At 65.4% G+C, this 15660-nt stretch carries 13 protein-coding genes, 3 tRNA genes and 1 other RNA gene; 11 read left to right on the forward strand and 6 right to left on the reverse strand.

What is annotated here, in order from left to right:
- Nucleotides 1-157: 157 nt before the first annotated feature.
- Nucleotides 158-1135, reverse strand: a complete 978-nt coding sequence (locus QP997_RS05100) for a diaminopimelate dehydrogenase (protein WP_284846432.1) — start codon at nt 1133-1135, stop codon at nt 158-160.
- 158 nt (nt 1136-1293) lie between these two features.
- Here QP997_RS05100 and QP997_RS05105 point away from each other — a divergent pair.
- Nucleotides 1294-1366 (forward strand) — tRNA-Arg (locus tag QP997_RS05105).
- 111 nt (nt 1367-1477) lie between these two features.
- Here QP997_RS05105 and QP997_RS05110 read toward each other — a convergent pair.
- Nucleotides 1478-1966: a hypothetical protein gene (locus QP997_RS05110; protein ID WP_284846433.1), complete on the reverse strand. Its 489-nt coding sequence runs from the start codon at nt 1964-1966 to the stop codon at nt 1478-1480.
- A 34-nt stretch (nt 1967-2000) separates the two neighbouring features.
- Nucleotides 2001-3011 carry a prephenate dehydrogenase gene (locus QP997_RS05115; protein WP_284846507.1) on the reverse strand — a complete coding sequence of 337 codons (1011 nt, stop codon included), beginning with the start codon at nt 3009-3011 and terminating at the stop codon, nt 2001-2003.
- Nucleotides 3012-3181: 170 nt separating this feature from the next.
- Here QP997_RS05115 and QP997_RS05120 point away from each other — a divergent pair, with 170 nt between their 5' ends.
- From QP997_RS05120 to QP997_RS05135, 4 genes are all read left to right on the forward strand, one after another.
- The gene (locus tag QP997_RS05120; RefSeq protein ID WP_246821211.1) at nt 3182-3712 is read left to right on the forward strand and encodes a tRNA adenosine deaminase-associated protein; all 531 of its coding nucleotides are present in this window, start codon (nt 3182-3184) and stop codon (nt 3710-3712) included.
- Nucleotides 3690-4223, forward strand: coding sequence for a nucleoside deaminase (locus QP997_RS05125; RefSeq protein WP_371260065.1), 534 nt, complete (start codon nt 3690-3692; stop codon nt 4221-4223). Before QP997_RS05120 ends, QP997_RS05125 begins: the two co-directional genes overlap by 23 nt.
- 145 nt (nt 4224-4368) lie before the next feature.
- Nucleotides 4369-4453, forward strand: a tRNA-Ser gene (locus tag QP997_RS05130).
- A gap of 137 nt (nt 4454-4590) precedes the next feature.
- Nucleotides 4591-6996 carry an MMPL family transporter gene (locus QP997_RS05135; protein WP_284846434.1) on the forward strand — a complete coding sequence of 802 codons (2406 nt, stop codon included), beginning with the start codon at nt 4591-4593 and terminating at the stop codon, nt 6994-6996.
- Nucleotides 6997-7017: 21 nt separating this feature from the next.
- On the opposite strand, the gene QP997_RS05140 is transcribed toward QP997_RS05135, so the two are convergent.
- Entirely contained in the window at nt 7018-8673 is a 1656-nt protein-coding gene (locus tag QP997_RS05140) for an ATP-binding protein (protein ID WP_284846435.1), read from the reverse strand.
- Nucleotides 8674-8945: 272 nt separating this feature from the next.
- On the opposite strand from QP997_RS05140, the gene tgt reads away from it, so the two are divergent.
- On the forward strand, nt 8946-10301 hold the full coding sequence (gene tgt / locus QP997_RS05145; RefSeq protein WP_284846436.1) for a tRNA guanosine(34) transglycosylase Tgt: 1356 nt from the start codon (nt 8946-8948) through the stop codon (nt 10299-10301).
- Complete coding sequence (gluQRS, locus tag QP997_RS05150; RefSeq protein ID WP_284846437.1) at nt 10294-11370, forward strand: tRNA glutamyl-Q(34) synthetase GluQRS; 1077 nt, start codon at nt 10294-10296, stop codon at nt 11368-11370. The genes tgt and gluQRS overlap by 8 nt, the downstream gene beginning before the upstream one ends.
- Here gluQRS and QP997_RS05155 read toward each other — a convergent pair.
- Nucleotides 11367-12248 (reverse strand): crotonase/enoyl-CoA hydratase family protein, encoded by an 882-nt coding sequence (locus tag QP997_RS05155; protein WP_284846438.1) that lies wholly within the window; start codon nt 12246-12248, stop codon nt 11367-11369. The two genes, gluQRS and QP997_RS05155, sit on opposite strands and share 4 nt — an antisense overlap.
- 131 nt (nt 12249-12379) lie before the next feature.
- On the opposite strand from QP997_RS05155, the gene QP997_RS05160 reads away from it, so the two are divergent.
- Nucleotides 12380-12922: a hypothetical protein gene (locus tag QP997_RS05160; RefSeq protein WP_198493330.1), complete on the forward strand. Its 543-nt coding sequence runs from the start codon at nt 12380-12382 to the stop codon at nt 12920-12922.
- Nucleotides 12923-12971: 49 nt separating this feature from the next.
- Here QP997_RS05160 and ffs read toward each other — a convergent pair.
- Nucleotides 12972-13066: signal recognition particle sRNA small type (ffs, locus tag QP997_RS05165), an RNA gene on the reverse strand.
- A gap of 218 nt (nt 13067-13284) precedes the next feature.
- Between ffs and QP997_RS05170 the strand changes: the two genes are divergently transcribed.
- The 3 genes from QP997_RS05170 to QP997_RS05180 all read left to right on the forward strand — a co-directional run bounded on the left by QP997_RS05170 (nt 13285) and on the right by QP997_RS05180 (nt 15583).
- Nucleotides 13285-13370, forward strand: a tRNA-Ser gene (locus QP997_RS05170).
- Nucleotides 13371-13571: 201 nt separating this feature from the next.
- Nucleotides 13572-14870, forward strand: a complete 1299-nt coding sequence (locus QP997_RS05175; RefSeq protein WP_284846439.1) for an aspartate aminotransferase type Ic — start codon at nt 13572-13574, stop codon at nt 14868-14870.
- Nucleotides 14871-14902: 32 nt separating this feature from the next.
- Nucleotides 14903-15583: a hypothetical protein gene (locus QP997_RS05180; RefSeq protein ID WP_284846440.1), complete on the forward strand. Its 681-nt coding sequence runs from the start codon at nt 14903-14905 to the stop codon at nt 15581-15583.
- The last annotated feature ends 77 nt before the right edge of the window (nt 15584-15660 follow it).

Below are 15660 nucleotides of genomic sequence, written 5' to 3' on the forward strand. Positions count from 1 at the left end.
ATCCGGAAAGGGCCCATGAGATAAAAAGGGCCCACCCGGCGACACGCCGAGCAGACACACTTTTTGCTACTTAACCCACGTCAGAAGGGCCGCCACGGTTCATCCCGTGGTGGCCCTTCTTGAATTTCCGCGCCAGCCTGGCGTCGGGGTGCGGCGCTTAGACGTCCTCGCGGAGCATGTCCTCCAGGGACTTCTCGCTCAGCAGGTATGGTGCGATCTCCAGCACGGTGAAGGCGCCGGTCTGGCCGGACTCCTTCAGGCGGTGGGCGGCGCGGCCGTATGCGACCTGCACGGCTGCGGTGAAGTCTGGGTTGCGGTCCAGCTCCAGGGTGTACTCCACGGTGTGGTGGGTGCGGGTCGCGCCCAGCTCACCGGTGGTGATCACGTGGCCGCCGTGTGGCATGCCGGTGTGGTTCTTGTCGAACTCCTCCTGGCCGATGAAGTTCACCTCGACCTCGTAGCCCACGAAGTAGTCCGGCATGGTGCGGATGTCGTTCTCGATCCGCTCCTTCAGTGCGGCGTCGTCGCTTTCTGGGACGACGAAGCACTGGCGCTTGTGGGCGTTCTTGCCGGTGATGCCTTCGGCCTCACCGCGGCGAGCCTTGTCCAGAGCCTCCTCGGCCGGGAGGGTGTACTGGACGGCGGAGGCAACGCCCTCGATGCGGCGCAGGGCGTCGGAGTGGCCCTGGGAGAGGCCCGGGCCCCAGAAGGTGTTCTGCTGCGCGCCCGGCAGCACGGCGGCTGCGTACACGCGGTTGAGGCTGAACATGCCCGGGTCCCAGCCGGTGGAGACGACGGCGACGTTGCCAGCCTTCTCGGCGATGTCCTGCATCGCGGAGTAGTGGCGGGCGATGTCGCGGTGGTTGTCGTAGGTGTCCACGGTGCAGGCGTACTTCGCGAACTCCGGTGCCTGCTCCGGGATATCGGTGGCGGAGCCGAGGCAGAGGTAGAGAACGTCGATCTTGTCTGCGTACTCAGCCACGTCTGCAACAGGGATGACCGGCGCGTCGGTGTCGAGGCTGTCGCGGCGCGAGAAGACGCCCACCAGTTCAATGTCGCTGGTCTGCTTGATGACGGCTTCGACGGACTTTCCGAGGTTGCCGTACCCCACGATGCCGGCCTTGATTGTCGCCATGCGTGTTCCTTTCGTTGGAGTGGCTTGTTGTCGGCCTTCAACGTTACGCCGATTATTCGGGCCACCACTAGGTTTAGGCACGCAAAAATTCCATTTTTTGGTGCGTGGAGCTGCGATTTGTTGCTTCTGTGGGGTGGCATGTATAGTTATGCTCTGTTGCGCCCGTAGCTCAACGGATAGAGCATCTGACTACGGATCAGAAGGTTAGGGGTTCGAATCCCTTCGGGCGCACGAGTTCAAACCCCTGGTTGGTGGCTTCGGCCCCACCAGGGGTTTCTTGCTGTGCGCGCCGGCCTGCCCGGTCCACCGCCCGCCAAGCCGGATTAGTACGCGATTTCCCAGCTACTCGTAGATCGAGATATCAACGCCTTCGGCCTCCATCTGGGAAAGCATCTGGGAGTAGCAAGTCTGCGTCCATCCGGAGGTCCCGTCAGTAAAGAAGCTTGTGCCCACCTGGTGGAGGTGGATGTCCCCGCAGTGGGACAGCGTCTTATTCATTGGCGTCGCGGGCACCTGGCCTGGTGCCTCGGTGTGACCGATGAGCGGTGCCGTGCCCTGACCTGCGGCCGGTGCTGGATTGCTCTGCGGAGTTTGCTGTGGTGCAGGCGCCGTCGAGGTCTGACGACGCGTCGGAGCGGGTTTCTTTTTGCCCTTTTCCTGGGACGTCTTCTTCTCCGTGGAGGTTGATTTGGTCGACGTCACCGGTGAGGACGTCGCCTCCGGGTCGCCGTCCGCTGCATCATTCCCGCAGGCTGCGAGCCCGAGGGCGAGGGCGGCTGCGAAGACAACGCTTCCAGCCCGCTTGGACCTGCGACTTTGCAGTGTGGTCATGTTAAAACTTCACTTTCTGGTGAACCCGGCGGGGCTAGAAAATCTCGATGCGCGCGCCGATGGACTCCGCGCTGAGTAGCTGGTCCACCCAGCCCTTCGCCCCGGGGCTCACGCGGATCACCGGGCGCGGATCCGTGGCATCCCCGTGCTTTGTCGTAGCCTCGTAGCGCTTCCGGGCGGCATAGCCGGCCTCCGTCAGCGCGCTGAGGTCCTTGTGCTCCAGCTCCTCGCGAGCCTGGTTGAGGATCTCCAGGGCCTCATCGAAGCACTCGATCAGCGCATCCCGGTTGCCCTCGCACATCGCCCGGACCAGCGACGGGGCGGTACCAGCCACCCGGGTGGTGTCCCGGAAGGACCCTGCGGCCAGGGCGAGGCTGAGCGGCCCGCCCTGGTCGCCCACCATCGCCAAGGTCTCGGCGAAAACATGCGGCAGGTGGGAAATCCGGGCCACCGCGCGGTCGTGCGCACCCGAGCGGCTCGGGATTGTGATCGCACCAGTAGTCTCTGCCATGCGCACCACCCGCTCGAAGGTGGTGAACCACGCGCGCGGTGGCTCGTTCTCAGCGACGGCCCGGTCGTAGGCGACCACCCACACGGCGCCGTCGAAGAGCCCGTTGAGGGTCGCGCGCCAGCCCGAATGCGCAGTTCCTGCCATCGGGTGCCCGCCGACGAAGCGATCAGCCATCCCGCGATCCTCGATGAGCGCCTGGACCTCGCCCTTCACGCTGGTCACATCGGTCAGGCCCACGCTCGGGGCGTGTTGGCCGACGGCGTCCAAAATCTCCGGTAGCGCAGGAGCAGGCACACCAAGAACGACGAGGGCGTCCTCCCGTTCCGCGCGCTGCAAGGTCGCGGTGAGGTCCCCGGAGACGTCGTAACCATCCTCGGTGGCCTGAGAAACCGTCTTCGCGGAACGATTCCAGCCAAACGCGGACCAACCGCCGTCCGCAAGATCGCGCAGCAGGGAGCCGCCGATTAGCCCCAGCCCGAGGACGCACACCGGGAAGCGCTCGAACGCGGTCGGGGTGCCCGGCGACGGGTGCAGAGGGTGACGGGTGGGCTGGGATTCATGCTGCGTACTCACGCTTTAATTCTCTCATAAGCCCCGGACGCGCGCCGGGGACTGCGAGAGCCCACGAGGCAGCCGGAGTGCCGGCCACAGCGGGTGCCCCAGCGGTGCAGACTCGCGCCCCGCGACCGGCTAAAATCCGAAACATGAGTAACACTGACTCCTTCGACACGATCGCTGTTGTCGCGACCAGCACCGAGCACGGCTGGGCGCTCCGCGAGCTGGCTGATGATGCGACCGATTCCCTCGAGAGCCTCGTCGAGCACCTCCGCAGCGAACGCGCCGAAGGTGCCGTTCTTGGTCTGGTCTGCATCGAGGATTCCTGGTGCGCGATCGTGCGCCCCGTCCCTGGTGGAGTGGGGATTTTGATGTCGGACGCCACCGCGGCGATCGACGATTACCTGGCGACTGACATGCTCGACGAGCTGGACGTCGACACTCCCACCGAGGAGGAGGCCGACGAGGCCGACGAGAACGATACCGCCTGGCCAGAGGGTGAATTCGACATGCTGGAGGACCTCGGCGTCTCCGAGCAGCTGCTCACGGTCGTGTTCGACGACCCGGAGTACTACCCAGCGGAGCAGCTGATCTGCGTGGCCGAAGAGCTGGGCTTCGACGAGGAGCTTTCCGACCTGCTGGACGCGAACCTGCCTGATGACGAGGACGATGACGACTGAGCCAGGCAACCCCGCCCAGCGCAGCCGTCTCATCGGGGGCGGTCTGCCCCGGCAGGGTGGGCACGTCGTTGACGAGGAGCTGATGCGGCAGGCCATCGACGTCGCTCGTGCCACGCCGCCGGGGGACGTTCCGGTCGGTGCGCTGGTCGTCGACGCCGACGGCACCGTCCTGGCCACCGCGACGAACCGCCGCGAGCAGGACGCCGACCCGCTGGCGCACGCGGAGGTCCTCGCGCTGCGGCAGGCGACAAGCCAGTTGGGGGATTCCTGGCGGCTGGAGCGCTGCACGTTGGTCGTGACCCTGGAGCCCTGCGCGATGTGCGCGGGAGCTGCGCTGGGGGCGCGGGTGGGCCGCATCGTATTCGGCGCCTACGAACCCCGCACCGGGGCGTGCGGCAGCGTGTGGGATCTGCCGCGGGAGGCGCCGCTGCATAAGGCCGAGGTGCGCGGGGGAGTGCTGCAGCCGGAGTGCGAGCAGCTCTTGCGGGATTTCTTCGAAAAGCTCCGCTAACCCTGCGGGGAGCCGGGCACTACTGCACGGGCCGCCGGGGCACTACCGGCACCGATCGTCGCTGAACTGCTGGCGTGGCTTTTGGGGCGCGGGTGCGGTTTTGCTACTCTTATCGAAGGTTTTCATGGCTTCGCGCCGTGATCCTGGTGGTGTGTCCGAGCGGCCGAAGGTACTCGCCTCGAAAGCGAGTGAGGGTAAAACCTCCGAGGGTTCAAATCCCTCCACCACCGCAACACGATCCCCGTCCCTCCCGGACGGGGATTTTTCTTTGCCACCCGGCTGCCCGTACACGCTTAGGGCACCTAGCCATCAGCCACTAGGCTGGGAGTGATACCCCTTTTCCCGGCATGGAAGGCTGCCTTAGCTCGTGGCGAAGTTCCTGTTTCACCTCGGACGCTGGTCGTTTACTCGTAAGTGGCTCGCCATCGGCATCTGGTTGGTCGCCCTCGTCGGCATCGGCGCGGCCGCTCTCACGGGCCAGAAGGGCTTCAACGACGTCTTCGAAATCGAGGACATGCCCTCCACGCACGCCACCGAGCTGCTCCAGGAGAAGTTCCCTGAGATGGGTGACCCTGGCGAGGAGTCGATCGTCAACGTCGTCTTCCAGGCCCCGGAGGGCAAGCAGCTGAAGGACCCCGAGTACATGGCGGCGATGGACCGCACCGTCGAAGCCATCAAGCAGGACGTCCAGAACCTCGGCGACACCCTCCAGCTGCACAACCCCGTGACGATGAACGACGGGCTGCAGAAGGAGCTCGTCCAACAGGAAATGGAGATGGGGCTGCCGCGCGAGACCGCGCTGCTGGACGCGCACACCCTGCGTTCTGTTTCCGACGACGGCCGCACCGGCGTGCTGAGCTTCAGCTTCGACGTCCCCGTCCCCGCGGACGTCACCGACGAAGACCGGCAGGCCGTCACCGACGCGATGAACATCTCCCGCGACGCAGGGCTCACCGTCGAGGCCGGTGGCCTGGGCTTCGCGGACCCCGTCGCCGTCGAACCGATCAGTGAGATCGCCGGTCTGGCGGTGGCGATGATCATCCTGTGGGTGACCTTCGCCAGCCTGCTCGCCGCCGGGTTGCCCCTGCTCACCGCGGTGGTCGGCATCGGCATCGGCACGCTGTTGACGGTCGGCGCGACCTTCTTCGTGCCGTTGAATTCTATGACGCCAACGCTGGGCCTCATGCTGGGCCTCGCGGTCGGCATCGACTACGCGCTGTTCATCATGGCCCGCTACCGCGACGAGCTGCGGCACGGGCGCAGCCGACTGGATGCGATTGGCCTGGCGACCGGCACCGCGGGCTCGGCGGTGGTCTTCGCGGGCCTGACGGTGATCATCGCGCTGGTTTCGCTGCGCCTGGCGAACATCACCTTCCTGACGTATATGGGCTACGCGGCCGCGGCGAATGTTTTCATTGCTGTGCTGGTGGCCCTGACCCTGCTGCCCGCGCTGCTCGGCGTGCTCGGGGATCGGGTGTTCAAGAAGGAGGCCGCCGGCCCGCACGACACGGAGGCCCGCGCCGTGCCACCGGAAAAGCAGAAGAACACTTTCAGCGTGCGCTGGGTGAAGCTCGTGCACCGCGTGCCTGGGCTGATGCTTGCCCTGGTGATGGTGGTGCTGGCTGGGCTGTCGATCCCGGTGCTGAACCTCGAGCTGGCGCTGCCCTCGGATAAGACGGCCAACGTGACCTCCACACAGCGCAAATCCGCGGAGATGCTGGAGGAGGGCTTCGGAGGCGGTAAGAATGCCCCGATGCTCGTCGTGGTGGACGGGTCTGAGGCCCGCGCGGATGCGGAGGCGCTGAAGCCTTACCGTGGCGGCACGGAACCGACGTCGGAAAACCAACCGAGCCCGGCGCAGGCGACGTTCATGTACGCGGCGGACCAGATGCGCCAGAACTCGGACGTGGTGAACGCGCAGATCGTCGGCATGAGTGAGGACGAGACCGCCGCGCAGCTGCTGGTCACGCCGAAGGAGGGCCCGACGGATGACCGGACCGTGCAGCTGATCCACACGCTGCGGGCACAGCAGGCGGAGATCGAGGCGGCGACCGGCGCGACGATCGGCATTACCGGCCTGACAGCGATCCAGCAGGACGTCACCGACAAGCTGGCCGACGCGATGCCGATTTACCTGGGCCTCGTGGTGGGGCTGGCGCTGATCCTGCTGCTGATGGTTTTCCGCTCCATCGTGGTCACGCTCATCGCGGCGCTCGGGTTCCTGCTCTCCGTGGGCGCGGCCTTCGGCGTGACTGTGCTGTTTTGGCAGGAGGGGCTGTGGGATCTGTGGCACTCGCCGGGCCCGCTGGTCAGCTTCGTGCCGATCTTCCTCATCGGCGTGACCTTCGGCCTGGCCATGGACTATCAGGTGTTCATCGTCTCCCGCATGCGCGAACGCTTCCTGCACGATTCGCAGGCCGCGGCGCGTGGTTCTCGTTACACCGCGGTGGAGGATTCCGTCATCGGTGGCTTCTCGCTGGGTGCCCAGGTAGTGACGGCGGCGGCGCTGATCATGATCGGCGTGTTCGCCTCCTTCGTTTTCCAGCCGTTGCCGTTCATTCAGATCTTCGGCTTCGCGCTCGGCGCGGGTGTGCTCTTCGACGCCTTCTTCATCCGTATGACGTTCGTCCCGGCGCTGATGTTCCTCTTCGGTAAGGGGACGTGGTGGATGCCGAAGTGGCTGGACAAGGTGCTGCCCACCGTGGATGTGGAGGGCTCGGCGCTGGAGAAGGCCTTCGCGAGCGGGGAGATCGGCGAGGCTGCCAAGCGCTAGGCGTGTGGTTGGGGGAGCTGGTCACCGTGCAGCGGTGTAGGTGGTACCGCGTCGCCCTTGACCGCCATGCATGTGGACGAGCTCCTGCTCGATCAGTGGTTTGAGCGCGTACCTTACCTGGCTTTCGCTGAGGTTGGTTGCGTCGATGATGCTTTTTAGCGTTACCGTGGCCCCTCCAACCCCCGCGGTGTGGACTGCCTTGTACACAGCCGGGGCATTTTTGCCGAGCTTTTCCAGGTCGGGGCGTGGCTGCGCTGCGGGAGATGACTGCGGGGATGGCTGTGCCTTTGAGGTGGGGGTCGGCGAGGTAGGCGTAGGCGCCGGAGAGGCCTGGGAATCGGTCGGCTCCGGGGCAGTAGTCTCGGGGGCAGCCGTCTCGCCACCCATGTCGGGGCGCAGCTGGGGTTCAGTATCGCGCCAGAAGAACGCGGTGAACTTCACACCCGTGTCGACGAATGTGGGCGGCTTGAGCCCCTGTTCGCGAAGGGATTTCAGGATGGTCTGGACGCCACCACCTTCACCCTCGATGATTCTGTGCCCAGCGTCATCCCGCAGCGACCTCGCGAGCCGGTAGAGCCGCTGATTCACTTCTTGGCGCCAGAGCTCGTCGCTTTTCAGTTGGCTGACCGACAGGGATTTCAACCCACCGGGACTCGTAATCATGAGTGCCTTGTGGGTAATGCGGACATCGATACTGCGGCCCTCTTCGAGGGTGTCGGGGCCTAAGTCGCGGTGGATGAGTGCATTGGCCACGGCCTCTCGGATGGCGTTGAGCGGTAGCTCTGGACGGTCGACCATGTGCCCGTTGGCGAGGTAGGCCTGATACGTGCTGAGGTTAGCGGTGATCCACTCCATCGTTTGGTCGAGGAGGGTGGGCAGTGGACCAGAGAAACGCTCGAGGTTCCGGGTTCTTGCGGACGACTGGCTGTGTGAAGGGGACGTGTCGGGGAGCCGGACCGCACAGGTCACGCTGAGAGCTGGGTAGACCCCTTGGGGGAAAGTACTGAGGGCGTAGTACCCGGCCACGCTGAGCTCCCCGGTGGGTAGCACGGCCGTAATTTTCCTGAGGATTTCGTGGTCATCGTCGATATCCCGGAAGGGGCGCACCGCTTGGCGCAGGTCGTTGGCGACTTGCTGGACGAGTTTTTCGTCCAGGTCTTTGGCCGACGTGTTGGGCACGGGCCGCATGTCGTAGTCCGCCGTGGGGTTTTCCGGAGACTTCGCGGCCTCGATCATCCGCAGGTCGGATGCGTGCATTTCGTAGTCGCCATCAGCCTGTCGGAGATAGGCGCGATGCTTATACCGAGCGGGTCTTTCCTGGATCGGCAAACCTTGAACTTCGGCGACAACGACGGTCGGGGCGTCTTCGGCGGTGCCCATTCTCACTGAGTACGTGTTGATGTACGGGCACGGGGAGATGGCGTTGCGCGCCTGATCGACAATCCCGGCTTCGAGCTTCGCGGGTTCTGGCACTCCCACAATGTCAAAGTTTGATCGCTCGTCGATGCCGAGGATGATCGTTCCGCCCTCGGGCATATTTGCGAAAGCGCAGGTTGTTGCCCCTAAGTTTTCTGGCAGGCCGTGGGCAGCGCGTTTCACCTCGACGGTTGTTGAGTCCCCTTGGCGGAGGCGAAACCAGGAGACCTCTTGCTGAATGCGTGCCGAATCCCACGTCATGATTGCAAGTTTAAAGGTTTAAACCTCTAAAAACAAGAGTTTCGGGCTAAGACTTGGAGTTTTTAAAAGTGTGCGTTGGTCAGCACTGACGTTAGTGCAGGTCGCATGGGTATCAGTAATACTTGTAAACTTGGAATGACACTGTGAAATATCCCCAGTCTTATTCTCAGTATGAGTTTTCCACGTGCGGCGCGGGGTATCACTGAGCCTTCGTGGACACCGCCCAGCAGTTCGCCACGGGCATGTCCGGGGCGAGCACTAGACTGTCGATTATGACTTCCGGATCCCACTCGCAGCCACCGCACGACGCGGCCGGGTTTGCCACTGATACGTCCTTCGAGCTCCTCAAGCCCCTGGGCGAGGTGACCGACCCGATCGCATCGCACTCCGGCGAAGGGGACCGCGAAACACGACTGACGCAGGGCCGGGTGGGCGTCCTTAAAACACCGCACGGGAACATCAACACCCCCGCCTTCATCCCCGTCGCAACCAAAGCGACGGTGAAGACCCTGACCCCGGAGCAGGTGCGATCCGCGGGGGCGCAGGCAATCCTTTCCAACGCGTACCACCTCTACCTGCAGCCCGGCCCGGACATCGTCGACGAGGCCGGCGGCGTGGCCACCTTCGAGAACTGGCACGGACCGACCTACACGGACTCCGGTGGATTCCAGGTCATGAGCCTCGGCGTGGGCTACAAGAAGGTCCTCGCCATGGACTCGAAAGTCTCCGAAGATAAGGTCATCGCGCAGCAGAAGAAGCGCATGGCGATCGTGGACGAGGACGGGGTGGACTTCCGCAGCGTCATCGACGGCTCCAAGCACCGCTTCACCCCCGAGGTCAGCATGCAGATCCAGCACCAGCTGGGGGCGGACATCATGTTCGCCTTCGACGAGCTGACCACGCTGGCGAATACCCGGAAGTACCAGGAAGCGTCGGTGGAGCGCACCCACCGCTGGGCGAAGCGCTGCCTGGAGGAGCACCAGCGCCAGACGGAGCTGCGTAGCCACCGGCCGCTGCAGTCCCTGTGGGGCGTGGTGCAGGGGGCGCAGTACGAGGACCTGCGCCGCCAGGCGGCCCGCGGACTGGTGCAGCTTTCTGAGGAGGCCGAGGCGGAGGGTAAGCGGGGCTTCGGTGGCTTCGGGATCGGAGGGGCCCTGGAGAAGGAGAACCTCGGAACCATCGTGGAGTGGGTCTCCCAGGAGCTGCCGGACAACAAGCCGCGGCACCTGCTGGGCATCTCCGAACCGGATGACCTCTTCACCGCCATCGCCGCAGGTGCGGACACCTTCGACTGTGTGGCGCCGACGCGGCTCGGTCGCCGCGGCGGGGTGTACACGCTCGATGGGCGGATGAACCTCTCCAACGCGCGCTTCCGGCGAGACTTCACGCCGGTGGACGCCGAGGTCGGCGGCTATGTGTCTGAGAACTACACCCGCGCCTACATCCACCACCTACTGCGCGCGAAGGAGTACCTCGCGGGCACGCTGTGCACGCTGCATAACCTGCACTTCATGATCAAGCTGGTGGACAACATCCGGGAGGCGATGCTGGAAGGCCGCTTCGAAAAGTACCGGGCGGAGTTCATGGGCCGCTACTACGGTCCGGGCTGGGAGCAGCGCCTTGGCTAAGGGTGCTGGTTCAACACAGCGGGGCGCTGGTTCAATACAGCAAGGCGCCGGGCGTTATGCGCCGAGCCCCTCCGGCGACCTGCACCTGGGCAACCTGCGCACCGCGGTCCTCGCGTGGCTTTTCGCCCGCCACAGTGGCCGGGCCTTCCGCCTGCGCGTCGACGACATCGACGCCCAGCGCTCCTCCGAGGAATCCGCCAACCGGCAGCTCGCGGACCTCGCCGCACTCGGGATCACCCACGACGGGCGGATCGTCCACGAACGCGACTGCCTCGCCCACTACGCCGAGGCCCTGCAGAAGCTGGCTGACCAGGGGCGAGTCTACGAGTGCTACTGCTCGCGTAAGGACATCCAGGAAGCCTCCCGCGCCCCGCACGCCGCCCCGGGTGCCTACCCCGGCACCTGCCGGAACCTCAGCGAGGAGGAAAGGGCCACGCGCCGGGCGGAGCTCGCCGAGGCGGGACGCAGCCCAGCATTGCGGCTGCGCGTCGGTGACCTTTCTTCCTCGGACGTCCCCCCGGCCAGCCTGGTCACCACCCACACGATCACCGAAGGCTTCGCGGCCGGGGAGGCGCTGGGCAGTGACGTCCTGAAGGAAGGGACCTATACCGGCGAGGTGGATGACATGGTGCTGCGGCGCGGCGGGAACACCGCGCAGCTGGACGGCAGCGAATATGCGTACAACCTGGCCGTCGTGGTGGACGATGCGCTCGCGGGGGTGGATCAGGTGGTTCGCGGGGATGACCTGCTGAGCTCCGCGCCTAGGCAGGCGTACCTGGCCGGGTTGCTGGGGCTGCCGGAGGTGGAATACCTGCACGTGCCACTGGTGCTTGGGCCGGAAGGCAAGCGCCTGGCGAAGCGCGACGGGGCGGTGACGATGCGCGAGCTCGGGGTGGCGGACGCCCTGGCGTGGATCGGCGAATCGCTGGGGGAGGCCGTGGGCGTGACTGCCGCGAGGGTGCGCGACGCCCTGGCGCAGGACGCATCACCGGCGGAAATCCTCGAAGGTTGGGCGGAGAGCTTCCGCCCGGAGCTGCTCTCCCGCGAGCCGGTGACGTACCTGGGCTAGCGGACCTCGCGGGGCTTGAAGCGGGCGTCCACAACCGCGCCGCGCGCCTTGGCTGCCGCCTTCTGGGCGATCTTGGTGTTCTTGGCGACCAGCAGACGGGCCTGGCGGGCGCGCTCCATGAAGAAGGTGCGGCGCGGGCCGGCGGTCCAGGTCTCGTCGATGATGCGCTTGGCGTAGGCCACCGAATCCGGGGAGCGGGTTGCCAGCTCCTCGGCGAGGGCGCGGGCGGCCGCCGCCGGATCTTCCGCGACCTCGGAGGCGAGCCCCAGCTCGACGGCGCGGGTGCCGTCGAACACCTCGCCGGTCATGGTCAGACGCTTGGCGGTATCGATGGGCAGCAGCTGCTTGAGGGAGAAGATCCCCGACATGTCCGGGATCAGGCCCCACTTGGCCTCCAGCACGGACCACTGGGCGTCCGCGGTGGTGAAGCGGTAATCCGCGGCCGCCACGAGCTGCACGCCGCCGCCGAAGCAGAAGCCCTCGACTGCCGCGATGACGGGCACGGGAAGGCGTCGGAAAGCCCAGCATGCCTCCTGGAAGGTATTGGTGCCGCGCCACGGTCGGGGCGCGAAGGCCTTGGCGATGCCCCCGGGGGTCTTCAACGCGGAGCCGAAGTCCAGGCCCGCGGTGAAGTTATGGTTCTCACCTGCGAGGATGACGGCCCGGATCGTGCGGTCGCGCCGGATTTTGTGCGCGGTGGCGACCAGGTCGTCGAGAACGGAGAGGGTGAGGGAGTTCAGCTTGCCGGGACGGCGAAGGGTGACGTAGGCGATGCCGTCCTTGACGTCCAGCTTGACCTCGCCGCGGCGGGAGGCGGGGTCGTCGGTGTGGGCGCTGTTCGGTGCTGCGGCGGTGGAGTGTTCAGTGCGGGCTGTCATGGGATCACGCTAACCCACGGGTGCCGTGCTGCGCGGGGGATTGCGGAAGCTGCGTGGCGAGCATCGGGAGGTGCTCTTCATCACGCGGTCACGAGTGCGGCCGGGGGAGCTTTTGGCGGTAAAATTGATCTATGAGTTCAATTATCAATCTCGTGCTTGGCGTATTGCTGGTGTACGTCATTTTCGGGCCACTTCCCCTTGGTCTGCAGCTGCTCGCAACCTGGCTTGTTCAGCGCCGTGAGCAGAAGAATGGGCAGGGCGTGGTGGCGAGTGGTGACTGGTGGAAGCTGCTCAGCACGGTGCGCGCCGGGGTGTGGGCGTTCTTTGCCGGGCTAGTGGTCTGGGTACTTTTCCTCAGCTGGACTCCCGATCAGCTGGGCCTGCCGATGGGTGGGCCTTATGCCGACTGGCAAGTGTTTGCCTGCGGTGTCGGTGCGGTGTTCGCGGTGGTGATGCTCTCGCTGCGGACCCGCTGGTTTTACGCTGGCGCACTGGGCGTTGTTCTGGGTTTCACCGCCGGCTTCGCGCTCGCGTGGTCCTTCTGGGCTGCCGCCAATGATTCCTCGGGGCTGTGGGGCGCGGGCTTGGTGTTCCTGTTCATTGGTTGCCTGATTGGGCTGAACATCGTGGGCCTGATTGTGGCCTCCGTGCGCGCGCAACGGGCGCGGGAGTAGTAGCGCCTCGGGTGATGGCCGGCAGGTAGCGGCGAAGTTTTTGGGCAAAATAAAAGGACCCCGCGCACCCGTGAGAGCTCGTTGACCCTTGCTGCATTCCTGCCCTGGGGGAGTTCACAAGATGCACGCCACGCGGAATCCGCCTAAAGCATAACGCATCGCCACGGCCCTGGCCAACGCTCGGTCTTTCGGGCCAATCTTTTGGGCGCTGTCTCGTGGGAACGTGGGGTTGATTTCAGTGGGGTTGGGGCTCGGTCCCACGGCGGTTCCGGTGTCGGCTGTGCGCTTAGCTTCACGGGACCGGAAATGCTGCGAGCGCTGGGGATTTTGTGCGCTTGGTGCCCCTGGGTATAGTAGTCAGCGGAGGATTCGACTAGCGGCCTATGTCACACGCCTGGAACGCGTGCGGGGCTCACGCCCCTCGAGGGTTCAAATCCCTCATCCTCCGCAGTTGGGAAACCCCAGGTAGTTCGCTACCTGGGGTTTCGTTCGTTGCGTAGGGGCACAGTGAACTGATCCGGTGGGAGCTGCTGGTGGGGGGCTCAGCTTGTGTGCACAGACCAAGCCCGTGTCTGGGGCGCTTGTTAGAATCAAAAATGGTATTTGCCACAGAATTCTTTGAGCCCCATACGCAGGAGGCGCCAGCACCGTGCAGCTCGCAAACATCGACCGTGACCAGCTTCTTTCCCTCAAGCCCGAGGTTGAGAAGAAGTACGCAGATCTCAAGGCCCAGGGCCTGAAGTTGGATCTCACCCGCGGTAAGCCGTCCACCGAACAGCTGGACTTCGCGGTGGATCTGCTCAGCCTCCCGGGCAAGAACTTCATTGCCGCCGATGGCACCGACACCCGCAACTACGGCGGGCTGACCGGCATCGCGGATATCCGCAACATCTGGTCGGAGATCATCGGCGTGGCCCCGGAGAACATCGTCTGTGGCGATGCTTCCTCCCTGAACATGGCCTTCGACCTGGTGGCCTGGGCATACACCTTCGGCACCAACGATTCCGTCGCGCCGTGGGCAGCCGAGGCGGCGGAAGCAGCGGAGAAGGGCGAGAAGCTCAAGTGGATCTGCCCGGTGCCGGGCTACGACCGTCACCACACCATCACCGAGCACTTCGGTTTCGAGATGATCACCGTGGACCTCCTCGAGGATGGCCCGGACCTGGATCAGGTCCGCGAATTGGTGAAGGACCCGCTGGTCAAGGGCATGTGGGCTGTCCCGATGTTCTCCAACCCGACGGGCACCCTGTACTCCGAGGACGTCTGCCGCGAGCTGGCGTCCCTGGAGACGGCGGCGCCGGACTTCCGCATCGTGTGGGACAACGCCTACGTCGTCCACACCCTGACGGACGAGTTCCCGCCGGTGTACGACGTCCTCGGCTTCGCCGCGGAGGCGGGCAACCCGAATCGTTTCTGGTGCATGTCCTCCACCTCCAAGATCACGCAGGCGGGTTCCGGCGTGGCCTTCTTCGCCTCCTCCGAGGAGAACCTGGACTGGTGGAAGCGCCACGCGATCGTGCGCGGCATCGGGCCGAATAAGGTCAACCAGCTGGCTCACGCCCAGTTCTTCGGCGATGCCGAGGGCGTGCGCGCGCTGATGCGGAAGCACGCGGGATCCCTGGCCCCGAAGTTCCGCGCGGTCGTCGAAATCCTGGAGGAGCGCCTCGGCGGCCTGGGTGTTGCGGAGTGGACCGACCCGGCTGGTGGCTACTTCATCAGCGTCAACGTGGTCGAGGGGACCGCCGGCCGCGTCGTTGAGCTGGCCAAGGAGGCCGGCGTTGCGCTGACCGGGGCGGGGTCGACGTTCCCGCTGAAGCAGGACCCGAAGGACCAGAACCTGCGCCTGGCACCGTCGATGCCGGAGCCGGAGCAGGTGCGCCTGGCGATGGACGGTTTTGCGACCTGCGTGCTGCTCGCCGCGATCGAGGCCGTGGAGGCCGGGGCCTAAGGCCTGGCCACGTCGGAGCTTAAGGAGGACACATGAACCAAGAGGAAACTTTCGCCTGGGTCGAGCAGCTGCTGCCCGAACCCCTTGAGGTGGACACCTACCGGGTTGGTGAGTCCTTCCCGGAGTTCGCTGCCGCATCCGTCGCCCTCGGTGGGGACGGCACGGCCGCGCCGGAGACCGTCGCGATGAGCCTGGACGCAGGGCGCATCGAGGTCGGCCTGGAGGCGGAACCGGGCACCGAGGTGCGGGTCGAGTTCGTCACGGTGGCTGCCGGACACGATGACCTTGCGCCGAACCTGGTGGCCGCCGCCGCGACGATGGTCTCCCAGGATCCAGGCGTGTGGACCCCGCAGCCGGGCACGGTGATGCGCGGGCTGGGCGACCACGTGCGCGAGGGGCTGTCCGCCCGTCACGGGCTGCTGATCGTGCCTTTCCTCTGGGAGAAGGGTGTTCCGCAGGTCCACGAGATCGCTGGTGACGGCGGGGACGGCTCCAAGAAAGCCGACCAGGTCGGTGCGGATGGTCCGGTGAGCGAGAAGGGCTTCGACTACACGCACCCCGGTCGGCTGACGGTGCCGGCCCAGCTGGTGATGATCACCGACGCCGAACTGGAAATCCTTGACCGCGCTGCCGAAGAGGGACGCAACGGCGTGGACGAGCTCCAGAACTACTTGGTCGAGCAGCAGGTTAATATCAACGACCTCATGCGCTAGGCTGCGGCAGACTACGAGCCTTGCAGCGCCGGCTCGCGAATCCCGCTGGTCGTGGACGCAGGTGGCAAAAGTAAACC

Origin of the sequence: Corynebacterium sp. MSK039 (assembly GCF_030232315.1) — a bacterium.
GTDB lineage: Bacteria > Actinomycetota > Actinomycetes > Mycobacteriales > Mycobacteriaceae > Corynebacterium.

Excerpts from the sequence above, each read along its gene's own strand:
- QP997_RS05160 (WP_198493330.1), top strand. The coding sequence starts at position 12,380 with ATGAGTTCAATTATCAATCTCGTGCTTGGCGTATTGCTGGTGTACGTC.
- QP997_RS05110 (WP_284846433.1), bottom strand. The coding sequence starts at position 1,966 with ATGACCACACTGCAAAGTCGCAGGTCCAAGCGGGCTGGAAGCGTTGTC.
- QP997_RS05140 (WP_284846435.1), bottom strand. The coding sequence starts at position 8,673 with ATGACGTGGGATTCGGCACGCATTCAGCAAGAGGTCTCCTGGTTTCGC.
- QP997_RS05125 (WP_371260065.1), top strand. The coding sequence starts at position 3,690 with ATGACGAGGACGATGACGACTGAGCCAGGCAACCCCGCCCAGCGCAGC.
- tgt (WP_284846436.1), top strand. The coding sequence starts at position 8,946 with ATGACTTCCGGATCCCACTCGCAGCCACCGCACGACGCGGCCGGGTTT.
- QP997_RS05120 (WP_246821211.1), top strand. The coding sequence starts at position 3,182 with ATGAGTAACACTGACTCCTTCGACACGATCGCTGTTGTCGCGACCAGC.
- QP997_RS05180 (WP_284846440.1), top strand. The coding sequence starts at position 14,903 with ATGAACCAAGAGGAAACTTTCGCCTGGGTCGAGCAGCTGCTGCCCGAA.
- QP997_RS05155 (WP_284846438.1), bottom strand. The coding sequence starts at position 12,248 with ATGACAGCCCGCACTGAACACTCCACCGCCGCAGCACCGAACAGCGCC.
- QP997_RS05100 (WP_284846432.1), bottom strand. The coding sequence starts at position 1,135 with ATGGCGACAATCAAGGCCGGCATCGTGGGGTACGGCAACCTCGGAAAG.